Source organism: Streptomyces sp. NRRL S-378 (genome assembly GCF_000720645.1).
Lineage (GTDB): Bacteria > Actinomycetota > Actinomycetes > Streptomycetales > Streptomycetaceae > Streptomyces.
Genome location: NZ_JOBX01000005.1, coordinates 141,673 through 160,476 on the forward strand (window position 1 = coordinate 141,673; position 18,804 = coordinate 160,476).

Annotated in this window: 18 protein-coding genes and 1 tRNA gene; 13 read left to right on the forward strand and 6 right to left on the reverse strand. The window is 74.2% G+C overall.

Features of this window, described 5'->3' with window-relative positions; all coding sequences use genetic code 11:
• Positions 1–52: 52 nt before the first annotated feature.
• Positions 53–814, reverse strand: coding sequence for an inositol monophosphatase family protein (locus IH80_RS0105440; RefSeq protein WP_420708759.1), 762 nt, complete (start codon positions 812–814; stop codon positions 53–55).
• A 38-nt stretch (positions 815–852) separates the two neighbouring features.
• The gene (locus IH80_RS0105445) at positions 853–2,028 is read right to left on the reverse strand and encodes a ferrochelatase (RefSeq protein WP_030958127.1); all 1,176 of its coding nucleotides are present in this window, start codon (positions 2,026–2,028) and stop codon (positions 853–855) included.
• Between the two features lie 171 nt (positions 2,029–2,199).
• On the opposite strand from IH80_RS0105445, the gene IH80_RS0105450 reads away from it, so the two are divergent.
• Both IH80_RS0105450 and IH80_RS0105455 read left to right on the forward strand, forming a co-directional pair.
• Positions 2,200–3,456, forward strand: coding sequence for an MFS transporter (locus tag IH80_RS0105450; RefSeq protein ID WP_030958128.1), 1,257 nt, complete (start codon positions 2,200–2,202; stop codon positions 3,454–3,456).
• Positions 3,407–4,735, forward strand: a complete 1,329-nt coding sequence (locus tag IH80_RS0105455; RefSeq protein ID WP_030958131.1) for a D-arabinono-1,4-lactone oxidase — start codon at positions 3,407–3,409, stop codon at positions 4,733–4,735. Before IH80_RS0105450 ends, IH80_RS0105455 begins: the two co-directional genes overlap by 50 nt.
• A 2-nt stretch (positions 4,736–4,737) precedes the next feature.
• Here the strand turns inward: IH80_RS0105455 and IH80_RS0105460 are convergent, their stop codons facing one another.
• Positions 4,738–5,520 (reverse strand): hypothetical protein, encoded by a 783-nt coding sequence (locus IH80_RS0105460; RefSeq protein ID WP_030958133.1) that lies wholly within the window; start codon positions 5,518–5,520, stop codon positions 4,738–4,740.
• 493 nt (positions 5,521–6,013) lie between these two features.
• Between IH80_RS0105460 and sepH the strand changes: the two genes are divergently transcribed.
• The gene (sepH, locus tag IH80_RS0105465; RefSeq protein ID WP_030958135.1) at positions 6,014–7,072 is read left to right on the forward strand and encodes a septation protein SepH; all 1,059 of its coding nucleotides are present in this window, start codon (positions 6,014–6,016) and stop codon (positions 7,070–7,072) included.
• Between the two features lie 32 nt (positions 7,073–7,104).
• On the opposite strand, the gene IH80_RS0105470 is transcribed toward sepH, so the two are convergent.
• Positions 7,105–7,950, reverse strand: a complete 846-nt coding sequence (locus IH80_RS0105470; RefSeq protein ID WP_030958137.1) for a sulfurtransferase — start codon at positions 7,948–7,950, stop codon at positions 7,105–7,107.
• Between the two features lie 175 nt (positions 7,951–8,125).
• Here IH80_RS0105470 and IH80_RS0105475 point away from each other — a divergent pair, with 175 nt between their 5' ends.
• Entirely contained in the window at positions 8,126–8,908 is a 783-nt protein-coding gene (locus IH80_RS0105475) for a VOC family protein (protein WP_030958138.1), read from the forward strand.
• Here the strand turns inward: IH80_RS0105475 and IH80_RS0105480 are convergent.
• A complete protein-coding gene (locus IH80_RS0105480; RefSeq protein WP_030958139.1) occupies positions 8,905–10,173 on the reverse strand; it encodes an MFS transporter in 1,269 nt (422 codons plus the stop codon). The genes IH80_RS0105475 and IH80_RS0105480 overlap by 4 nt on opposite strands.
• A gap of 129 nt (positions 10,174–10,302) precedes the next feature.
• Between IH80_RS0105480 and IH80_RS0105485 the strand changes: the two genes are divergently transcribed.
• The 6 genes from IH80_RS0105485 to IH80_RS0105510 are packed head-to-tail and all read left to right on the forward strand — an operon-like array spanning position 10,303 to position 16,196.
• A complete protein-coding gene (locus IH80_RS0105485; protein WP_030958141.1) occupies positions 10,303–11,340 on the forward strand; it encodes an ABC transporter substrate-binding protein in 1,038 nt (345 codons plus the stop codon).
• Entirely contained in the window at positions 11,330–12,553 is a 1,224-nt protein-coding gene (locus IH80_RS0105490) for a FecCD family ABC transporter permease (RefSeq protein ID WP_078906340.1), read from the forward strand. Before IH80_RS0105485 ends, IH80_RS0105490 begins: the two co-directional genes overlap by 11 nt.
• Positions 12,550–13,365, forward strand: a complete 816-nt coding sequence (locus IH80_RS0105495; protein WP_030958145.1) for an ABC transporter ATP-binding protein — start codon at positions 12,550–12,552, stop codon at positions 13,363–13,365. The genes IH80_RS0105490 and IH80_RS0105495 overlap by 4 nt, the downstream gene beginning before the upstream one ends.
• 35 nt (positions 13,366–13,400) lie before the next feature.
• Complete coding sequence (locus IH80_RS0105500) at positions 13,401–14,243, forward strand: Rossmann-like domain-containing protein (protein ID WP_051808827.1); 843 nt, start codon at positions 13,401–13,403, stop codon at positions 14,241–14,243.
• Positions 14,240–15,277, forward strand: a complete 1,038-nt coding sequence (locus IH80_RS0105505; RefSeq protein ID WP_078906341.1) for a GHMP kinase — start codon at positions 14,240–14,242, stop codon at positions 15,275–15,277. The genes IH80_RS0105500 and IH80_RS0105505 overlap by 4 nt, the downstream gene beginning before the upstream one ends.
• Positions 15,198–16,196: a pyridoxal-phosphate dependent enzyme gene (locus IH80_RS0105510; protein ID WP_030958149.1), complete on the forward strand. Its 999-nt coding sequence runs from the start codon at positions 15,198–15,200 to the stop codon at positions 16,194–16,196. Before IH80_RS0105505 ends, IH80_RS0105510 begins: the two co-directional genes overlap by 80 nt.
• Here IH80_RS0105510 and IH80_RS0105515 read toward each other — a convergent pair.
• Positions 16,197–16,268, reverse strand: a tRNA-Cys gene (locus IH80_RS0105515). It lies immediately after the preceding gene.
• Between the two features lie 239 nt (positions 16,269–16,507).
• On the opposite strand from IH80_RS0105515, the gene IH80_RS0105520 reads away from it, so the two are divergent.
• The 3 genes from IH80_RS0105520 (at position 16,508) to IH80_RS0105530 (ending at position 18,791) form a co-directional block, all read left to right on the forward strand.
• Positions 16,508–16,954 (forward strand): DUF6325 family protein, encoded by a 447-nt coding sequence (locus tag IH80_RS0105520; RefSeq protein WP_030958150.1) that lies wholly within the window; start codon positions 16,508–16,510, stop codon positions 16,952–16,954.
• A 125-nt stretch (positions 16,955–17,079) separates the two neighbouring features.
• Positions 17,080–17,385, forward strand: a complete 306-nt coding sequence (locus IH80_RS0105525) for an SHOCT domain-containing protein (RefSeq protein ID WP_030958152.1) — start codon at positions 17,080–17,082, stop codon at positions 17,383–17,385.
• 38 nt (positions 17,386–17,423) lie between these two features.
• Positions 17,424–18,791, forward strand: coding sequence for a chloride channel protein (locus tag IH80_RS0105530; RefSeq protein WP_030958154.1), 1,368 nt, complete (start codon positions 17,424–17,426; stop codon positions 18,789–18,791).
• Positions 18,792–18,804: the final 13 nt, after the last annotated feature.

Genomic DNA, 18,804 nt, shown 5'->3' on the forward strand with positions numbered 1-18,804 from the left:
GGACCCCGGCCGCCCCCTCGGGCGGCCGGGGTCCACGCACGTCCGGCCGCGCTCAGTCGTGCCAGGCCCCGGCCTCTTCCAGCAGCGGCTGGAGCGAGGCGAAGACCGCCGGGGTGGCGGCCAGGACCAGCTCGCCCGAGGCCTGCTCCCCCGGCCGGCCGCCGGTCACGGCCCCCGCCTCCCGGGCGATCAGCTCCCCGGCGGCCAGGTCCCAGGGGTTCAGGCCGCGCTCGTAGTAGCCGTCCAGACGCCCCGCGGCCACGTCGCACAGGTCCAGCGCCGCCGAGCCGCCCCGCCTGATGTCCCGCACCAGCGGGATGATCCGCTGCGCCACGTCGGCCTGGTGCGCCCGCCGGGCCTGGACGTAGGCGAACCCGGTCCCGACCAGCGCCTGGTCCAGCGGGGCCGCCGGACGGCAGGCGAGGCGTGCCGGACCCAGCCAGGCGCCGCCGCCGAGGACGGCGTGGTAGACCTCCCCGCGCATCGGTGCCGCCACGACGCCCACCACGGTCTCGCCCTCGTACTCGGCGGCGACGGACACGCCCCAGCTGGGAAGTCCGTAGAGGTAGTTCACGGTGCCGTCCAGCGGGTCGACGACCCACCGCACCCCGCTCGTCCCCGGGGTGTCCGCGCCCTCCTCGCCCAGCAGCCCGTCCTCGGGCCGCCGCTCGGCGAGGATGCCGGTGATCAGCTTCTCCGCGGCGATGTCCATCTCGGTCACCACGTCGATCGGGCTGGTCTTCGTCGCCGCCACCGCCAGATCGGCCGGCCGGCCGTCGCGCAGCAGGGCCGCGGCCTGCCGGGCGGCCTCCATGCCGACGTCCAGCAGTTCGGCCTTCAGTTCTTCGGAGATCACGGTTCCCCTCCCCTTTCCCAGGCGTACGGGCTGTCCGCGCCCGCGGCGGCCGGCCGCGGGGCCCGCGCCGGGCAGCAGCCCACCGCGCACAGGTCGTGGCTCTGTCCGAGCGTGCCCACCCAGCACTCCTGCGCCGCCTCGCCGCGCTCCTTGGCGGCCCGCTCCAGAACGAGCTCCCGTACGGCCCCCGCGAAGCGCGGGTCGGCGCCGACGGTCGCCGAGCGCGCGACGGGCAGGCCCAGCTCGGCGGCCTTGGCGGTGGCCTCGGTGTCCAGGTCGTACAGGACTTCCATGTGGTCGGAGACGAAGCCGATGGGGACCATGACCACGGCGGGGGCGCCCTCGGCGTGCAGCGTCTCCAGGTGGTCGCAGATGTCCGGCTCCAGCCACGGGATGTGCGGGGCGCCGCTTCGGGACTGGTAGACGAGCCGCCAGGGGCGGGCCACGCCGGTGCGCACAGCGACCTCGTCGGCGATGACCCGGGCGACGTCGAGGTGCTGCTTGACGTACGCGCCGCCCTCACCACCCTCGGTGTGGTCCTCGACGGGGCCGGAGGTGTCGGCGGCCGCGGTCGGGATGGAGTGCGTGGTGAAGGCGAGGTGCGCGCCGGCGCGCACCTCCTCGGGGAGCGCGTCGAGCGAGGCCACGACGCCGTCGATCATGGGCTCCACGAAACCGGGGTGGTTGAAGTAGTGCCGCAGCTTGTCGACGCGCGGCGGCTCCACGCCCTCCTGCTCCAGGGCGGCCAGGGCGTCGGCGAGGTTCTCGCGGTACTGCCGGCAGCCCGAGTACGAGGCGTACGCGCTGGTGGCGAGGACCGCGATCCGGCGGCGGCCGTCGGCGGCCATCTCGCGCATCACGTCGTTCAGGTACGGGGCCCAGTTCCGGTTGCCCCAGTAGACGGGCAGGTCCAGCCCGTGACCGGCGAAGTCCTTGCGCAGCGCGTCGAGCAGCTCGCGGTTCTGGCCGTTGATCGGGCTGACCCCGCCGAAACCGAAGTAGTGCTGCCCGACCTCCTTGAGCCGCTCGCGCGGGATGCCGCGCCCGCGGGTGACGTTCTCCAGGAACGGCACGACGTCGTCGGGTCCTTCGGGGCCGCCGAAGGAGAGCAGCAGGAGTGCGTCGTACGGGGCGGCGGACTCGGCGCCGGGGGCACGGGACTGGTCTGACATGCCTCGAATCCTGCCACCCGGGCCGCTCCGGGGAGAACCACCCTGTCCGCGAGGCGGACGCCATCCCAGGTAAGGTGAGCCTAAGTTCCGGTTCGCGGAAACTCTCCCGTGCGGTGCCCGGTCGGCCGTCGTAACCTGTACGGGCCGATCACGTCCCTTACGGAGGGCCCCTTGCCCAGTCCCTACCGCGCGATATTCGCGGCCCCCGGCACCAAGGGGTTCAGTGCCGCCGGCCTGATCGGCCGCCTGCCGATATCCATGGTCGGCGTCGGCATCCTGACGATGATCTCCGAGATCACCGGCCGCTACGCCATGGCGAGCGCCCTGACCGGCACCCTCGCCCTCGCCGCGGCCGTGGTGGGCCCCCAGGTGTCGCGGCTGGTGGACCAGCACGGTCAGCGGGCGGTGCTGCGCCCCGCAACGCTGATCTGCGTCGGCGCCGTCACCCTGCTGCTGGTGGCCGCGGCGAACGGCTGGCCCGACTGGACCCTCTTCGTCTGCGCGGCCGTGGCGGGCTGCGTGCCCAGCGTCGGCTCGATGGTCCGCGCCCGGTGGACCGTCATCTACCGCGACTCCCCGCGCGAACTGCACACCGCCTACTCCTTCGAGTCGGTCGTCGACGAGGTGTGCTTCATCTTCGGCCCGATCCTTGCGATCGGGCTGTCCACCACCTGGTTCCCCGAGGCCGGTCCGCTGATCGCCGCCGTCTGCCTGCTCGTCGGCGTGTGGCTGCTCACCGCGCAGCGCGCCACCGAGCCCGCTCCGCACCCGCGCACGCAGGACGGCAACCGCACCTCGGCCCTGCGCTCCCCCGGCCTGCAGGTCCTGACCGCCACGTTCGTGGCGACCGGTGCGATCTTCGGCTCCATCGACGTGTCCACGCTCGCTTTCGCCGAGGAGCAGGGCCACAAGTCCGCCGCAAGCTTCATCCTGGCCATCTGGGCGGCCGGATCCTGCCTGGCGGGCATCGTCTTCGGTCTGCTCCACCTGAAGGGCCGGACGGAACTGCGGTGGATACTGGGCGTGTGTGCGATGGCCGTGAGTATGATCCCCCTCCTACTGGCCGGGAACCTTCCGTTTCTGGCCGTGGCGCTCTTCGTCTCGGGCCTCGCCATCGCTCCCACGATGATCACCACGATGGCCCTGATCGAGGCGCACGTACCACACGCGAAGCTGACCGAGGGCATGACCTGGATCAGCACCGGCCTCGCGGTCGGTATCGCGCTCGGGTCCTCCGTGACCGGCTGGGTCGTCGACGCCGCCGGTGCGCGGACCGGGTACGTCGTCTCCATCTCGGCGGGGGCGGCCGCGGCGGCGGTTGCGTTCGCGGGATACCGCCGGCTGACGAGGCCGGCGCAAGGGGAGGAGCCTGCAACCGATGGGGACGGCGACAGCACGGAACGGCAGCACGGCGACCGCGTGGCGTAACTGGGCGGGCAACGTCACCGCCACGCCCACCCGCGTGGTGGCCCCGGCGTCGGTCGGGGAGCTCCAGGAGGCGGTCCGCCGGGCCGCCGAGGACGGGCTGCGGGTGAAGGCGGTCGGCACCGGCCACTCCTTCACCGCGGCCGCCGCCACCGACGGGGTCCTCGTACGGCCCCAGGCGCTGGCGGGGATCCGCTCGATCGACCGCGCCGCGGGCACCGTCACGGTGGCGGCGGGCACGGCCCTCAAGGACCTCAACCGGGCCCTCGCCGCCGAGGGCCTCTCGCTCACCAACATGGGCGACATCATGGAGCAGACGGTCTCCGGCGCCACGAGCACCGGAACCCACGGCACCGGCCGCGACTCGGCCTCCATCGCCGCACAGATCCGCTCCCTGGAACTGGTCACCGCCGACGGCGAGCTGCTGGTCTGCTCCGAGAAGGAGAACCCCGAGGTCTTCGCGGCGGCCCGGGTGGGCATCGGCGCGCTCGGCATCGTCACCGCGATCACCTTCGCCGTGGAGCCGCTCTTCTTCCTGACCGCCCGTGAGGAGCCCATGGGCTTCGACCGGGTGACCGCGGAGTTCGAGGAGCACTTCGCGGAGAACGAGCACTTCGAGTTCTACTGGTTCCCGCACACCGGCAACTGCAACACCAAGCGCAACAACCGCAGCCAGGGCCCCGCCGCCCCGCCCGGCCCGGTCAGCGGCTGGATCGAGGACGAGCTGCTCTCCAACGGCCTCTTCCAGGCCGTCAACACGCTGGGCCGCGCGGTCCCGGCCACCATTCCCTCCATCGCCCGCGTGGCCAGCCGCGCCCTGTCGGCGCGCACCTACACCGACATCCCGTACAAGGTGTTCACCAGTCCGCGCCGGGTGCGGTTCGTGGAGATGGAGTACGCCCTTCCGCGCGCGGCGGTGGTCGTGGCGCTGCGGGAGCTGCGGGCGATGGTCGACCGCTCCCGGCTGCGGATCAGCTTCCCGGTGGAGGTGCGGACGGCCCCTGCGGACGACATCGCGCTGTCGACGGCCTCGGGGCGCGACACGGCCTACATCGCGGTGCACATGTACAGGGGCACCCCGTACCAGGCCTACTTCACCGCGGCCGAGCACATCTTCACCGCGCACGGCGGGCGCCCGCACTGGGGCAAGGTGCACACCCGGGACGCCGAGTACTTCTCCCGGGCCTACCCGCGCTTCGGCGAGTTCACCGCGCTGCGCGACCGCCTCGACCCGAACCGCGTCTTCGGCAACGACTACCTGCGGCGCGTCCTGGGCGCCTGAGGTCAGGGGGCACTCGTCCGCGGCGCCGGCGTCGCGCCGCCGGCGCTCGGCGTCGGCGGCGGGACCGGGTCCGGCGCCGACGGCGTGGGAGTCGGTGCCGGCCCGTGCGTCGGCGCCGAGGGGCTCGGCGCCGGCGCGCCGGAGCGTGACGGTCCGGAGTCCGGGCCCGGACTCCGGCTCCCGTCCGGCCGGGAGGGGCTCGGGGAGCCACCCGGCCCGGGGGCGCCGGTGCCGCCCCGCCGCTCCTTCTCCCCGTCGGCCGGACCGTGTTCGGGGGCGGCGGGCCGCTCACCGCCCGCCGTGCGGGTTCCGCCCGAGAAGAGGGTGCCGCCGCCGCTGCTGACGGACGTGCCCGCCAGCGCCTCGTAGGTGCCGAGGCCGCCGATGGCGAGGGCGAAGGCGGCGCCGGAGGCCACCGCGGTGCGCTTCCATCCGCGCATACGGGTGCCGTGCACGGTGGCCGCGCCGAAACCCTCCGCCGGACCCGCGGCCGCCGCGGCCTGCTGCTCCTCGTGGTGCGCAGGCACCTGACGGGCCCTCGGCCGGGTGCTCTCGCGCAGCTGGTCGCCGGTGCGCCGGAACAGGTGCTGGATGACGGGGCCGCCGGCGGTGGCGACGACGCTGACCACCCCGGCGCCGAGGATGGTCCCGTAGACGCCCATCTTCGAGGCGAGGAGGGCGGCGGCGACGGTGGCGAGGGAGGATCCGGCGACCTGGGCCACGCTCAGGTCGAGCTTCTTCGCCTCCGGTTCGGCCCCGACGTCACCCGTCGTCCTCTGACCCATCGCCATCCCCTGTGTGCCCGAGCTCTCGTGCTTCCGCTTTTCAGCAGTTACTGACAGCTGAGCGAAGGGGATAGTTCCGTTTCGGGCGATTCTGTGAAGCAGGACACCCGCGACACGTCGGTACACACAGGCGGGACCCGACAGCGGGCAGCCCAACTCCCGCCGTCCGAGGAAACTTCGGCGGCGCGGCGGTCCACCCAGGTGGCCCGAATGGAGTACTGTGGCGAGCCCTGGGTCTGTCCTTCCTTTCGGATGTCCGGACCCGGGAGAGGGGGCCGGCTGACGGAAAGCGGCACTCGAAGACCGGCGATGCCGCGGCATTGCACGGTTCCTGCTGCGCACAGTAACCACTTGGTCACTGTGCGTGCCCAACAGGTAACCGTGCCATAACGGCGATCAAGGGCGCATGCCCGACACGCCGGTTTAACTCGGCAAGGTTGTGGCAGGCTGCACCCGGGCAGGCCACACTCGACTAGCGGAAGCAGCGACGCACGTGACGTCGGCAGGCACCACCCGGGAGGTCCCCATGCCCGAACTGCGTGTCGTGGCCGTCTCCAATGACGGCACACGACTGGTGCTCAAGGCTGCGGACAGTACGGAGTACACGCTTCCGATCGATGAGCGGCTTCGGGCGGCGGTACGCAACGACCGCGCACGCCTGAACCAGATCGAGATCGAGGTCGAGAGCCACCTCCGCCCCCGCGACATCCAGGCCCGCATACGAGCCGGTGCCTCCGCTGAGGAGGTCGCTCAACTCGCCGGCATCCCCGTCGACCGCGTCCGCCGCTTCGAGGGCCCCGTGCTCGCCGAGCGCGCCTTCATGGCCGAACGCGCCCGCAAGACCCCGGTGCGCCGTCCCGGCGAGAACACCGGGCCGCAGCTCGGCGAGGCCGTGCAGGAGCGTCTGACCCTGCGCGGGGCCGAGAAGGACTCCGTCCAGTGGGACTCGTGGCGCCGCGACGACGGCACCTGGGAGGTGCTCCTGGTGTACCGGGTCGCCGGTGAGCCCCACTCGGCGAGCTGGACCTACGACCCGCCGCGCCGGCTGGTCGTGGCCGTGGACGACGAGGCGCGTTCGCTGATCGGTGAGTCCGAGGACCTGCCGGCGGCGCCGGAGCCGAGCTTCCCCTTCGTACCGAGGATCGCGCGCCTGCCGCGCGACCGGCCGCTGGACCGTGCCCTGGACCGGCAGCTGGAGCGGGTCGAGCCCCGGCCCGCGCCCGTACCGGAGCCGGAGGAGGAGCGGGACACGCTGACCAGCCTGCTGGAGGCGGTACCGAGCTTCCGCGGCGACATGGTGGTCCCCGAGCGCACCGAGCCGACGGACACCGAACCGGAGGCGGAGGAGCCGCCGGCCCCCGCCGCATCGGCGGGGGGGGGCGCGGCGGACGCGGGCGGCCTGATGCCGCGGACGGTGGCGGGCCACCGCGACCGGCTGACGGGCACCACCGACCGGCAGGCCGAGGCCGACGGGGTCCGCCCCGGGCGCCGCGCGGCGGTGCCGAGCTGGGACGAGATCGTCTTCGGCACCCGACGCAAGAAGCAGGAGTAGCCCGGGGCCGGGCAGTGCCCGGCCCCGCCCGGCTACTGGGGGTCCGGACCCGTGGCCACCGGACGGGCCGGGTCCGCGCACCAGTGCGACCAGCTGCCCGCGTAGAGGTCGGACTCGATACCGGCCACCTCCAGGGCGAGCACCTCATGGGCTCCGGAGACCCCCGAGCCGCAGTACACGCCCACGGGCGTCCCCTCCGAGGCGCCGAGCGCCTCGAACCGGGCCCGCAGTGCGTCCGCCGGCAGGAATCGGCCGTCGGGGCCCACGTTCTCGGTGGTCGGGGCCGACAGCGCGCCCGGGATGTGCCCGCCCACCGGGTCGATCGGCTCCACCTCACCGCGGTACCTCTCCCCCGCCCGGGCGTCCAGGAGGACGCCTTCGCGCGCCCGCAGCGCCGCCGCGTCGGCGTCCAGCAGCCCGAGAGCACCCGGGGTTGGCTTGAAATCGCCCTCAACCGGAACCACCCGTTCGGCCGTGAGCTCGCCTCCTGCCGCCGTCCACGCGGCCAGACCGCCGTCCAGGACTCGCACGTTCGGGTGACCCGTCCAGCGCAACAACCACCACGCGCGGGCCGCCGCCCAGCCCTGGCCGCCGTCGTAGACGACCACGGGCGCGTCCGCCGGGACCCCGGCCCTGCGCATCGCCGCGCCGAAGGCCTCCGCGTCCGGCAGTGGGTGGCGCCCGCCCGACCCCGCCGGACCTGCCAGTTCGCGGTCGAGGTCGACGTACGCGGCGCCCGGCAGGTGTCCGGCCTCGTACGCGGGCCGCTGGTCGGGGCCGCCGAGCTGCCAGCGGACGTCGAGCAGGACCGGCGGCCGGGCGCCCGCCAGCTCGTCCCTCAGTTCGGCAGCGGAAAGGATCGCAGTTTTCGCAGTCATGGCGGCCATCTTCCTCCCCGTCCGGCACCCGCGTCACAGGACCGTCGTCAGCGGGGCACCCTGTTCCGGTCAACTCCGTTCCGGACCACCGGAATGCGGCGCGGTCGGGGCGCGCCGCGTCCGCCGGGGTGGAACCATCAGCACCGGTGACGGCACGACGGAGGAGACGGCTGACATGACCGAGGCAGCGGAAGCGACCCGGCGCACCCCCGGCACCCCGTGCTGGGTGAGTCTCATGGTGCACGGCCTCGGGAGCACCGAGGACTTCTACGCCGACCTGTTCGGATGGGAGTACGTGCCCGGGCCGGAGCAGCTCGGGCCGTACGTCCGCGCCGTGCTGAACGGCCACGAAGTGGCGGGGATCGGCGAGATGCCGCCCGACGGACATCTCCCGACGGCGTGGACCACGTACCTGGCCACGGACGACGCCGACGCGACCGCCGAGTCGGTCCGGGCGTGCGGCGGCACGGTCGCGGTGGGGCCCCTGGACGCCGGTGTCGCGGGGCGGGTGGCGATCTGCTCGGACCCGCTGGGGGCGGTCTTCGGGCTGTGGCAGGCGCAGGCCCACCTGGGCGCCCGGCCGCACGGTGGGCCGGGCACCCCCGTCTGGCACGAGTTGATCACCCAGGACACGACGATCGGCAAGTTCTACGAGCACGTATTCGGCCACGAGGCACGCCACGTCACCGCCTCGGACGACTTCGACCACCTCACCCTGAACCTGGCGGGCCGGCCCGTCGCCGCCGTGCACGGCGTGGGCCGTTCGCTGCCGCACGACCGGGGTCCGCACTGGCTGTCCTACTTCGAGGTGGCGGACACCGACGCCGCCGCGACCCGGGTCGAGGAGCTCGGCGGACGCGTCGTCGACCCGCCCCGGGAGGGCATGCGCGGGCGGCAGGCCACGGTCGCGGACCCGGAGGGCGCGGTGTTCGCCCTCGTACGGTCACGGCGTCCCTAAGGAGCGTCCCGCGGTGCCGGCGGCCGGCCGAAGTGGCGGGCGGTGGGCGCCAGCGCGGCCGCCGCGGGGACGAGGAAACAGGCCGCGGCGCACGCGCCGAGGACCGGGGTGACCCCGAAGGTGTCGATGGCCGGGGCGATCAGGGCCAGGCCCACCGGAGCGAGGCCGTAGGACACGAGGAAGTCCAGTGAGGAGACCCGGGCGAGCTTGTCCGGGGCGACCTCGCGCTGCGTGGCGGTGAACCAGGGCACGTTGAACAGTTCGATCCCGGTACCGGCGACCGCGTAGGCACCGATCACCACGGCCGGGTGCACGGGGAACATCAGGCTCAGCGGCGCGAAGCCGTAGGCGGCCAGGCCCGCGAAGGCCGCCCACCCCTGGGAGCGCGGCCGGAGGCGGGCGGTGACCAGGGCGCCGCCGAGCGCGCCCACGGTGTAGGCCGTCATGGCGGCGGCCAGGACCCACTCGGTGGCGTAGCGGTCTCGGCTGATCAGGGGCAGGGCGACGCTGGTGGCGGAGTAACCGAGCGCGATCACGGCGGTCAGGGCGCCCAGTCCCGCGAGGAACCAGGGGTGGCGGCGGGCCTCGCGTATCCCGTCGACGAACTCGGCGCGCAGCGACGCCCGCCGCGGCCGGGGCGCACCATCCGGCGCTCCGGCCGTGGCCCCCCGGCCCGGCAGGAGTGCGGCGACCAGCCAGAGCAGGCCGATCCCGAGCAGCAGGGTCGCGACCTCGGTGAAGGCCGCGAGCAGCGCGGTCAGGGCGGGCCCGGCCAGGGTGGAGGCGCGTACGGCCAGGGTGGTCGCGGCGTTGGCCTGCTGCCTGCGGTCGGCGTCGACGACCTCGGCCGTGAGCGCCTGGAAGGCGGGGCGGCAGGCCCCCTGGCCGGCGCCGGCCACGGCGGCGGCGACGGTCATCAGCAGGAGCGAGCGGCCGAGTCCGACCGCGAGCAGGGGTGCGGCGGCCGCGGCCGCGAGCGCGGACCAGAGCACGACGGCCCGGCGGGAGTGCCGGTCGGCCAGCACCCCGCCGACGGCCACCGCGGCGAGGAAGCCGGCCGTGCGCGCCGCGAGGACGAGGCCCAGGCCGGCCGCGCCCAGTTCCCGTTGCAGAACGGCGAGGCCCAGGACGAAGGGCAGGGCCCAGGTCGCCAGTCCGGAGGCGGTGGTGCCCGCCCACAGGCGCAGGAAGGCGATGTCGCGCAGGACGGAACGTGCCTGCGGTGGACGGCTCTTGGACTCCGTGGGGGCAGGTGTGGTCGCCACGATGTGGTGCTCCTCATTCCATTAATGAAAACGATAACCATTACAGTACTCTGTGAACGCGGCGCTCCTGCCCGGTGCACGACCACGTCCGCATCCCGCCACACCCACGCCCTCCCCGACGGAGAACCCATGCGCCACCGCGCCCGAACCGGCATCGCCCTGACCCTCGTTCTCGCTTCCGCGGCCGCCGCCGCGGGCTGCGCGACCACCCCCGGCCGCGGTACGGACCGCGCCGCGGAGGGTGCGCCCGCCACCCGGACCGCCGTCACCAGCTGCGGCAGCCGGCTCTCCTTCGACGGACCCCCGAAACGCGCCGTCGCCCTGGACCAGACCTCCACCGAGACCCTGCTCGAACTGGGACTCCAGGACCGGATGGCCGGGACCGCCAACCTCAAGACGAAGATCCCCGCGCAGTACCAGGAGGCGTACGCCAAGGTCCCGGTGATCGCCCCCAAGATCGCGACCGGCGAGCAACTGCGGTCCGCCACACCCGACTTCGTGGTGGCCGGATCCACCGACCTCTACACGAAGGACCGGGCGGGCACCCGGGAGGAACTGGCCGCCCTCGAGGTCCCCGCCTTCGTCAGCGCGGTGGACTGCCCCCAGCAGAACGAGGCCGGGAAGTCCCCCTTCGAACTGCTCTTCTCCGACTACGAAGCGCTGGGGAAGGTCTTCGGCGCCGAGGAACGGGCCGCCGCGCTCGCCCGGGAGCAGCGCGCCGCCGTCGCCAAGGCCGGCGAGAACGCCGCCGGCACGGCCCGGGACGGGAAGCAGCCCACCGTCGTCTACCTCTACTCCGTCTTCAACGGCATGCCGTACGTCGCGGGCCGGACCGGGCTGCCCAGCGAGATGAGCCGGATCGTCGGCGCGCGGAACGCCTTCGACGACGTGGAGGAGGACTGGCCGGAGGTGTCCTGGGAAGAAGTCGCGCGGCGGAACCCGGACTTCATCGTGATCGGCGACCTGTCCGAGCGCGGCCGGCCGGGCGACAGCGCCGCCGAGAAGCGCAGGGCGATGGCCGAGGACCCGGTGGTCTCCAAGCTGGCGGCGGTGCGCGACAACAGGATCGTCGAGGTGCCCGGGATCGAACTGGACCCGTCCGTACGGTCCGTGCACGCGCTGGGCCTGCTGGCGGCCGGGATGAAGGACCTCGGCTATGTCCGCTGACGCCGTCGGCCGCGCCGGACCGGCCGACGCGGCGCCGGACCTCGCGCCGGACCTCACGTCCGACCTCGCGCCGGACCTCGCGTCCGACCTCACGTCCGACCTCGCGACAGACCCGACGGCGGAGGCGGGCGTCGACCTGCTGCATCCCGCGGCTCGCGCACCTCGCGGGGCGGACACGGCCGTACCGGCCCCGCCGCCCCGGTACGGTCCCGCGCGGGCGGGGCTGCTGACCGCCATGGTGCTCGTACTGGCCGCTTCGGTGGCGGCCGCCACCCGGGTCGGCACCGCCGACGTGGGATGGACCGACCTGGCCCGCGTGCTCGGGGCGCGGCTCGGACTGGACACCCAACCGCTGCCGCCGCTGCTGGACTCGCTCGTCTGGGACCTGCGGCTGCCGCGGGTCCTGATGGCGGCCCTGGTCGGCGCCGCGCTCGCGGTCTGCGGCACGGTGCTCCAGGCTGTCACGCGCAACGCCCTCGCCGATCCGTACCTGCTCGGGGTCTCCTCGGGCGCCGGGGCGGGAGCGGTCACGGTGGTCGTCCTCGGCGTCGGCGCCGGCACCCTCGGCATCACCGGCGGGGCGCTCGCAGGGGCGCTGCTCGCGTTCGCGGGCCTGCTGCTCCTGCTGCGCCGCACGGGACTGGACTCGGTCCGTATCGTGCTGACCGGCGTGGTCGTCGGCCAGCTCTTCACCGCCCTGACCTCGCTCGCCCTGATGGCCTCGGCGGACGCCGACACGACGCGTGCCGTCACCCACTGGCTGCTGGGCTCGATGGCCCCGGCCCGCTGGGACGCCGTGGTGGTCTGCGCGGTCGTCACCCCCCTGGGGCTGGCCGCCGCCTGGCTGTGCGCGAACGCCCTCGACGGGCTCGCCTTCGGCGCGGACACCGCCGCCTCCCTGGGGATCGGCGTACGGCGCACCCGGATGCTGCTGCTGGTGGTGACGGCCGTGCTGACCTCGGTCGCGGTGGCCACCGTCGGCGCCATCGGGTTCGTCGGACTGATCGTCCCGCACGGGGTGCGCTTCCTGGCCGGCCCGCTGCACCGGGTGCTGCTGCCCCACGCGGCGCTCGCGGGCGCGGTGTTCCTGGTGTGGACGGACGCCCTGGCGCGGGTGGCCTTCGCACCCCGTGAGGTGCCCGTCGGCGTGATCACCGCGCTGATCGGGGTCCCGCTGTTCCTCCTCGTCCTGCGCAGGAGGGGGGAGCTGTGAGGATCACCGCCGAAGGGCTGAGCTGGTCGGCCTCGGGCACTCCCGTCGTCCGCCGGGTCGGCCTGGACATCGCACCGGGCGAGACCGTCGGACTGCTCGGCCCCAACGGCTCGGGCAAGTCCTCGCTGCTGCGCTGCCTGGCCGGGCTGCGCGTGCCCGACGAGGGCACGGTGCGCTACGACGGCGTGCCCGTAAGGGACTTGGGGGCCCGCGGAATCGCCCGCCGGGTCGCCTTCGTCGCGCAGGACTCCGGTCTCGACACCGACCTGCGCGTCGCCGACGTGGTCGGGCTGGGCCGGACCCCGTTCCGCGACCGCTGGCGCGGACCGGACGCCCACGACCGGGCCGTGGTCGCCGCCGCGCTCGAACGCGCCGGACTCGCCGCGCTCGCCGGGCGCCCCTGGAAGTCCCTGTCCGGCGGGGAGCGCCAACGGGCCCACATCGCGCGGGCGTTCGCCCAGCAGCCGTACGGACTGCTGCTGGACGAGCCCACCAACCACCTCGACGTGAAGCACCAGTTGGAGCTGATGGAGCTGCTGTCCGGAGCCGATCAGACGGTTCTGGTCGCCCTGCACGACCTCGGCCTGGCCGCCCGCCACTGCGACCGGCTGCTGCTCCTGCACGACGGCCGGCTGGTGGCCTCCGGCGCTCCCCCCGACGTCCTGACCCCGGAGAACCTCGCCCGGTTCTTCGAGGTGGACGCCGAACTGTCCGTCGACGCCCTGGGCCGTCCGGCGGTCACCTACCGCGGACCCCTCCGCGGCACCGTGCCCCGGGCCCCCTCCCGGTCCGCTTCCCGGTCCGCCCCCTGATCCCCTTCCCGATCCGCGCTCCGACAAGGAAACCCATGACGAACCCCGCCCCCACGACGACCACCGCTCCCCCGGCCGGCGTCGACGCCCTGATCGAGGCCGTACTGGCCGGCGAGCACGGGCCACTGCCCTCCGAGCTCTCGGCGACCAGCGTGTTCTGGATCCACCACGGCACCCGGCTGGCCGGCGGCGACACCACCTACCTCAACCAGTACGTCCTGGTCCGTCTCGGCGGCGCCTTCGGCGGCTGCGCCTTCGAGGCCGGTGAGATCGACCCGGCGATCTGCCGCGACTCCTCCGGCGCCCCGCTGGACGTCCTGCTGCGCGAGGCACCGCGCCCGCTGCGGATCGCCGCCCTCGACGCCTACCTGGCCTTGCGGAGCCCGCACCGCGACTCCGGGGCGGAGCCGGTCACCCTCCCCGCCGGTACCCCCGAGGTGCGGGCGAGGGCCCGCGACGCGGCGATCGCCGGGCTGCTGGACATCGACCGCGGGGCCACCGTCGGCCTCATCGGCGTGGTGAACCCGCTGGTCGCGGCGATCCGCGAGCGCGGCGGCGCACCCCTGCCCTGCGACTTCAACCTCAGGACCACCCAGTGGGGCGACCCCGTCACCACCGACATGCACGAGGTGCTGGAGCGCGCCGACGCCGTCGTCGCCACCGGCATGACCCTGAGCAACGGCTCCTTCGACACCATCCTCGACCGCTGCCGCACGCGGGGGATCCCGCTCGTCGTGTACGCCCAGAGCGGCAGCGCCGTGGCCCGGGCGTTCCTCGGCGCCGGGGTGACCGCACTGTCCGCCGAGCCCTTCCCCTTCTCCCAGTTCAGCGCCGACCCGACCACCCTGTACCGCTACCGGACGGCGGGCCCGGCGTGATCGCGGCGGCCCGCCGCAGCGCCCCCGGCGCCGATCGCCGCGGTGCCGGGCACGCCTCCTGCCACCACGGCGAGATCCTCCAGGGCGTCTTCCTCGACGCCGCCGGGCGCCGGTGCGCCGGCCTGGTCACGCTGCCGATGAGCGGCCCGGGCAGCCGGGCCGAGTTCACCCGGCGGCCCGGCAGCCCGCCGGAGCGGCTCACCGTACGGCCCGCGGACCGCACGAAAGCGGCGCGCGCGGCGGTCCTGGCCGTCGAGGAGTGCGCCCTGCGGTGCGGGGAGCCGCCGTGCGGCGGGGAGCTGCGGATCTCCGGCGACATCCCGGTGGGCCTGGGCATGGGCAGCTCCACCAGTGACGTCATCGCGGTGGTCCGCGCGGTCGCGGACTCCTACGGGATACGCCTCCCGGCGGCCGCCGTCGCCCGGCTCGCGGTCCGTGCCGAGCGGGCCTGTGACCCGCTGATGCTCGACGCCCGCCCGGTGCTCTTCGCCCAGCGCGAAGGGCGGGTGCTGGAGGTGCTCGGCCGCCGCCTGCCGTCCCTCGTGGTCGTGGGCTGCGCCCTGGGCGGGGGCGCGCCCGTGGACACGCTCTCCCTCCCCGTCCGCGAGTACGACGACCACGACGTCCGCGCCTTCGAGCGCCTTCGCGTGCTGCTGCGGCGGGCCGTGACCACCGGCGACGCCGCGCTGCTCGGCCGGGTGGCGACGGCCAGTGCCCGGCGCGGGCAGCGGCTGCTGTGCCATCCGGAGTTCGACGCGCTCCTCGGCATCGCCCGGCGGCTCGGGGCCCTGGGAGTGCAGATCGCGCACAGCGGGGCGGTGGCCGGGCTGCTGCTGGACCCGTCCGCACCGGGGCTGCGCCACCGGGTCCGCGGCTGCGTACGGGCCCTGGAGGGCGAGGGCATCCCCGCCACCCGCACGTTCACGACCTTCCCGACGACCAAGGAGTCCCCGAGTGGACCAGCACATCGCAGAGGCCATCGGCCGACCGGACCTGATACGCCTCGACGACCGGCTCGTCTGTCTGCGCTTTGAGACGATGAAGGTGGTCTCCGCCCTCGCCGCGGTCCGCCACCTGCTCGACACGGGCGTGGTGCGGCGCGGCGACACCCTGCTGGACAGCTCCAGCGGGATCTACGCGTACGCCCTCGCCCTGGCCTGCCACCGGTACGGCATGCGCTGCCACATCGTCGGCTCGACGACGGTCGACCACACCCTGCGCACCCAACTCGCCGTCCTCGGCGCGACGCTGGAGCAGATGGAGCCCTGCAGCGACCTGAAGCTGGACCAGAAGCGGCGCGTCGAGCGCGTCCACGAGATCCTCGCCGAACACCCCGGGCACCACTGGATGCGCCAGTACCACGACGACGTCCACTACCTGGGTTACCGGGCCGTGGCCGACCTGGTCCGCGGGGCCACGGACGGTGCGGAGCTCACCCTCGTCGGCGGGGTCGGCTCGGGCGCGTCCACCGGAGCCCTCGCCCACTACCTGCGCGAGGAGGCGCCCGGCACCGAGCTGGTCGGCGTGCAGCCCTTCGGCAGCGTCACCTTCGGCGCGGAGCACGTCGCCGACCCGGAGATCATCATCGCCGGGATCGGCAGTTCCATCCCCTTCGGGAACGTCCGGCACGCGTCGTACGACACGCTGCACTGGATCTCTTTCGACGCCGCCCTGTCCGGCAGCGTCGACCTGCTGCGCCGGCACGCGGTGTTCGCCGGGCTGTCCACCGGGGCCGGCTATCTCGCGGCGCGCTGGGAGCGGGTCCGGTCGCCGCGGCGCACGGTCCTCTTCGTCGCCGCCGACACCGGCCACCGGTACGTGGACACCGTGTACGCGCGGCACCGCGAGGCCGTCCCCATCGGCTCGCTGGCCCCGCGGCAGGTGGCGGGCCGCGACGGACTGGCCCTGCCCTGGTCCCGGATGGACTGGAACCGGGCGGGCCCTCCGTCGTAGAGACCGTGGCGGGATTCGAACCCGCGTCACCGGATTTGCAGTCCGGCCCCTGGGCCACTCGGGCACACGGTCGTGGTGGTGCTTCGGGTACGACCGTAGGCGCACCGGACGGCGGGGTGAAGGGGACGCCGCGGCCCGACACACGACTGCCATACGCCGTTCACGGAGCGGCGCACGCGCGGCCGTCGCGGCCGTCGGCCGGAGGTGCGAAGGCGTCGTGGGGGTGCTGCAATGAGCTGGTGGGCTGCCCCACCCCAGTGCGGCGGCTCACGGCGCGGTCACCCCCACCGCATCGCACGTGAGGAGTGGTGATGAGCGACGAGATCAGCGAAGACATCGAAACGATGGGGCCTGTCGACTACCTGATCGTCGAGTTCCCGGGCAACAGGATGAACGGCGAGGGCCTGCCCCTGCTCGTCGACCTCGTGGACCGCGGCATCATCCGCATCCTCGACCTGGTCTTCGTGCGCAAGGATGCCGATGGTTCGGTCGCCGCCCTGGAGCTGAAGGACGCCGGCGGCGGCGAGATGGACCTGACCGTCTTCGAGGGCGCGGCCTCGGGCCTGCTCGGCCAGGACGACATCGACGAGGCCGGTGCCGCCCTGGAGGCCGGCAACTCCGCCGGGATCCTGGTGTACGAGAACGTCTGGGCGGCGCCGTTCGCCCGCGCCCTGCGGCGCAGCGGTGCGCAGCTCGTGGCGGGCGGCCGGATTCCCGTCCAGGCACTGCTGGCCTCGCTCGACGCGATGGAGGCGTGAGCCCCGGCCGCGGCCGGCCGGCGGCGGGCAGCCGCCGGGCCCGGCGACCTGCGGCACATGACGACCCGCGGACCGGACGCGCGGTGCGGCCGTCCGCCCCTCGGCACCCAGGGAGATGACGCCCCATGCCCGGACTTCTTCGCGGTATCGCCCGCACGGCCGTCGTGGCCGGAACCGCCACCGCGGTGTCCAACCGCGTGTCACGGCGGCAGGCGGGCCGATGGTCCCAGCAGGAATACGACCAGCAGCAGGCGTACGAACAGCAGCAGGCCGCTGCTGCGCCGCCCCCGCCGCCCGCTCCCGCGGCCCCGCCCGCCGGCGACGACATGACCAGCAAGCTCGACCAGTTGCAGAAGCTGGGCGAGCTGAAGGCCCAGGGGCTGCTCACCGAGGAGGAGTTCGCCCAGCAGAAGAGCAGACTCCTCGGCTGAGGAGCCGGTCGGTCACGGGGGACGGAAGGGATGACCCCATGACGGCACCGCGTACCCCGGCACCGGCATCCGCCGAACCGCCCGCGGAGGGCGACCGGTTGCGGGACATGCTGCGTACGCCGGGTTACCTGAAGCTCCTCGTCCTCTGCGCCCTCATCGGCATCCCCGTCTCCCTCGCCGCGTTCTGGTTCCTGGTCGGCCTCCACGAGCTGGAGCACCTGATGTGGACCGACCTCCCGGAGGCTTTCGGCTGGAGTGCCCCGCCCTGGTGGTGGCCGCTGCCGCTGCTGCTGGTGGCCGGTGTCCTGGTCGGGCTGGTGGTGACCCGTCTGCCCGGCGCGGGCGGACACATCCCCGCCTCGGGACTGCACGCAGGAGGTGCCTCCTCCGCCGCGCTGCCGGGCGTGATCCTGGCGGCCGCGCTCAGCCTGCCGCTGGGTGCCACCCTCGGCCCGGAGGCCCCGCTGATCGCCCTCGGCGGGGGCCTCGCGCTGCTGTTCCGGGACCTGGCGCAGGCGCCCGCGACCCCGCAGAGCACGGCCATCCTCGGTGCGGCCGGCGCCGCGGCGGCCATTTCCGCGATCTTCGGCAATCCGCTGATCGGTGCCGTGCTGCTGATGGAGGTGGCCGGCGTGGGCGGACCCCAACTGTTCGCGATCATGCTGCCGGCCCTGCTGTCCAGCGGGGTCGGCGAGCTCGTGTTCACCGGCTTCGGCCGCTGGACGGGCCTGGCGACGGGCAGCCTGAAGCTGGACCTGGCCGCGCCCTTCCCCCGTCTCGACGCCGGCGACGTGCTGTGGTCGCTGCTCCTGGCGGCCGTCATGGGCGTCTTCATGCACATGGTGCTGGCCGGCGGCCGGTTCGCCTCCGTGTACGTGGCCCGCCGGCCGGTGGCCCACACGGCCGTCTGCGCGGTGGCGGCCGGCGCCTTCGGCGCGCTCTACGCGCTCGTCACCGGCAACTCCCCCGTCGACGTGGCGTCCTCGGGCCAGGCCGTGATGGGCAGCATGGCCGCCGATCCACAGGCCTGGGGCATCGGGGCGCTGATCGCGGTCCTGCTGTGCAAGGGCGCGGCGTACGCGCTCTGTCTGGGCAGCATGCGCGGCGGCCCGATCTTCCCCGCTCTGTTCCTGGGCGCGGCCGCGGGCGTGCTGTTCGCGCCGCTGCCCGGGCTGGGCGTCGTACCGGGCATGGCGGCCGGCATGGCGGCCGCGGCCACCTGTGCGCTGCGGCTCCCGGTCAGCAGCGTGGTGCTCGTCGTCCTGCTGCTCGGCAGCGGGGCGATGATCCCCGTGATCATCCTCGCGTCCGTGGTCGCCTTCGTGGTGACCGAACTGTTGCCGCCCGGGCCCGAGGTGCCCCCTGTGGGCAGGGCGGCCGCAGTCCCCGCGGCCGGGGCGAAGTGAGGAAGGAGCACGT

What these genes read in the sequence shown, in the direction of transcription:
- IH80_RS0105475 (WP_030958138.1), top strand. Translation starts at nt 8,126, where the DNA reads ATGACCGAGGCAGCGGAAGCGACCCGGCGCACCCCCGGCACCCCGTGC.
- IH80_RS0105460 (WP_030958133.1), bottom strand. Translation starts at nt 5,520, where the DNA reads ATGGGTCAGAGGACGACGGGTGACGTCGGGGCCGAACCGGAGGCGAAG.
- IH80_RS0105445 (WP_030958127.1), bottom strand. Translation starts at nt 2,028, where the DNA reads ATGTCAGACCAGTCCCGTGCCCCCGGCGCCGAGTCCGCCGCCCCGTAC.
- IH80_RS0105490 (WP_078906340.1), top strand. Translation starts at nt 11,330, where the DNA reads ATGTCCGCTGACGCCGTCGGCCGCGCCGGACCGGCCGACGCGGCGCCG.
- IH80_RS0105520 (WP_030958150.1), top strand. Translation starts at nt 16,508, where the DNA reads ATGAGCGACGAGATCAGCGAAGACATCGAAACGATGGGGCCTGTCGAC.
- IH80_RS0105530 (WP_030958154.1), top strand. Translation starts at nt 17,424, where the DNA reads ATGACGGCACCGCGTACCCCGGCACCGGCATCCGCCGAACCGCCCGCG.
- IH80_RS0105455 (WP_030958131.1), top strand. Translation starts at nt 3,407, where the DNA reads ATGGGGACGGCGACAGCACGGAACGGCAGCACGGCGACCGCGTGGCGT.
- IH80_RS0105525 (WP_030958152.1), top strand. Translation starts at nt 17,080, where the DNA reads ATGCCCGGACTTCTTCGCGGTATCGCCCGCACGGCCGTCGTGGCCGGA.
- IH80_RS0105485 (WP_030958141.1), top strand. Translation starts at nt 10,303, where the DNA reads ATGCGCCACCGCGCCCGAACCGGCATCGCCCTGACCCTCGTTCTCGCT.
- IH80_RS0105500 (WP_051808827.1), top strand. Translation starts at nt 13,401, where the DNA reads ATGACGAACCCCGCCCCCACGACGACCACCGCTCCCCCGGCCGGCGTC.
- IH80_RS0105440 (WP_420708759.1), bottom strand. Translation starts at nt 814, where the DNA reads ATGGAGGCCGCCCGGCAGGCCGCGGCCCTGCTGCGCGACGGCCGGCCG.
- IH80_RS0105470 (WP_030958137.1), bottom strand. Translation starts at nt 7,950, where the DNA reads ATGACTGCGAAAACTGCGATCCTTTCCGCTGCCGAACTGAGGGACGAG.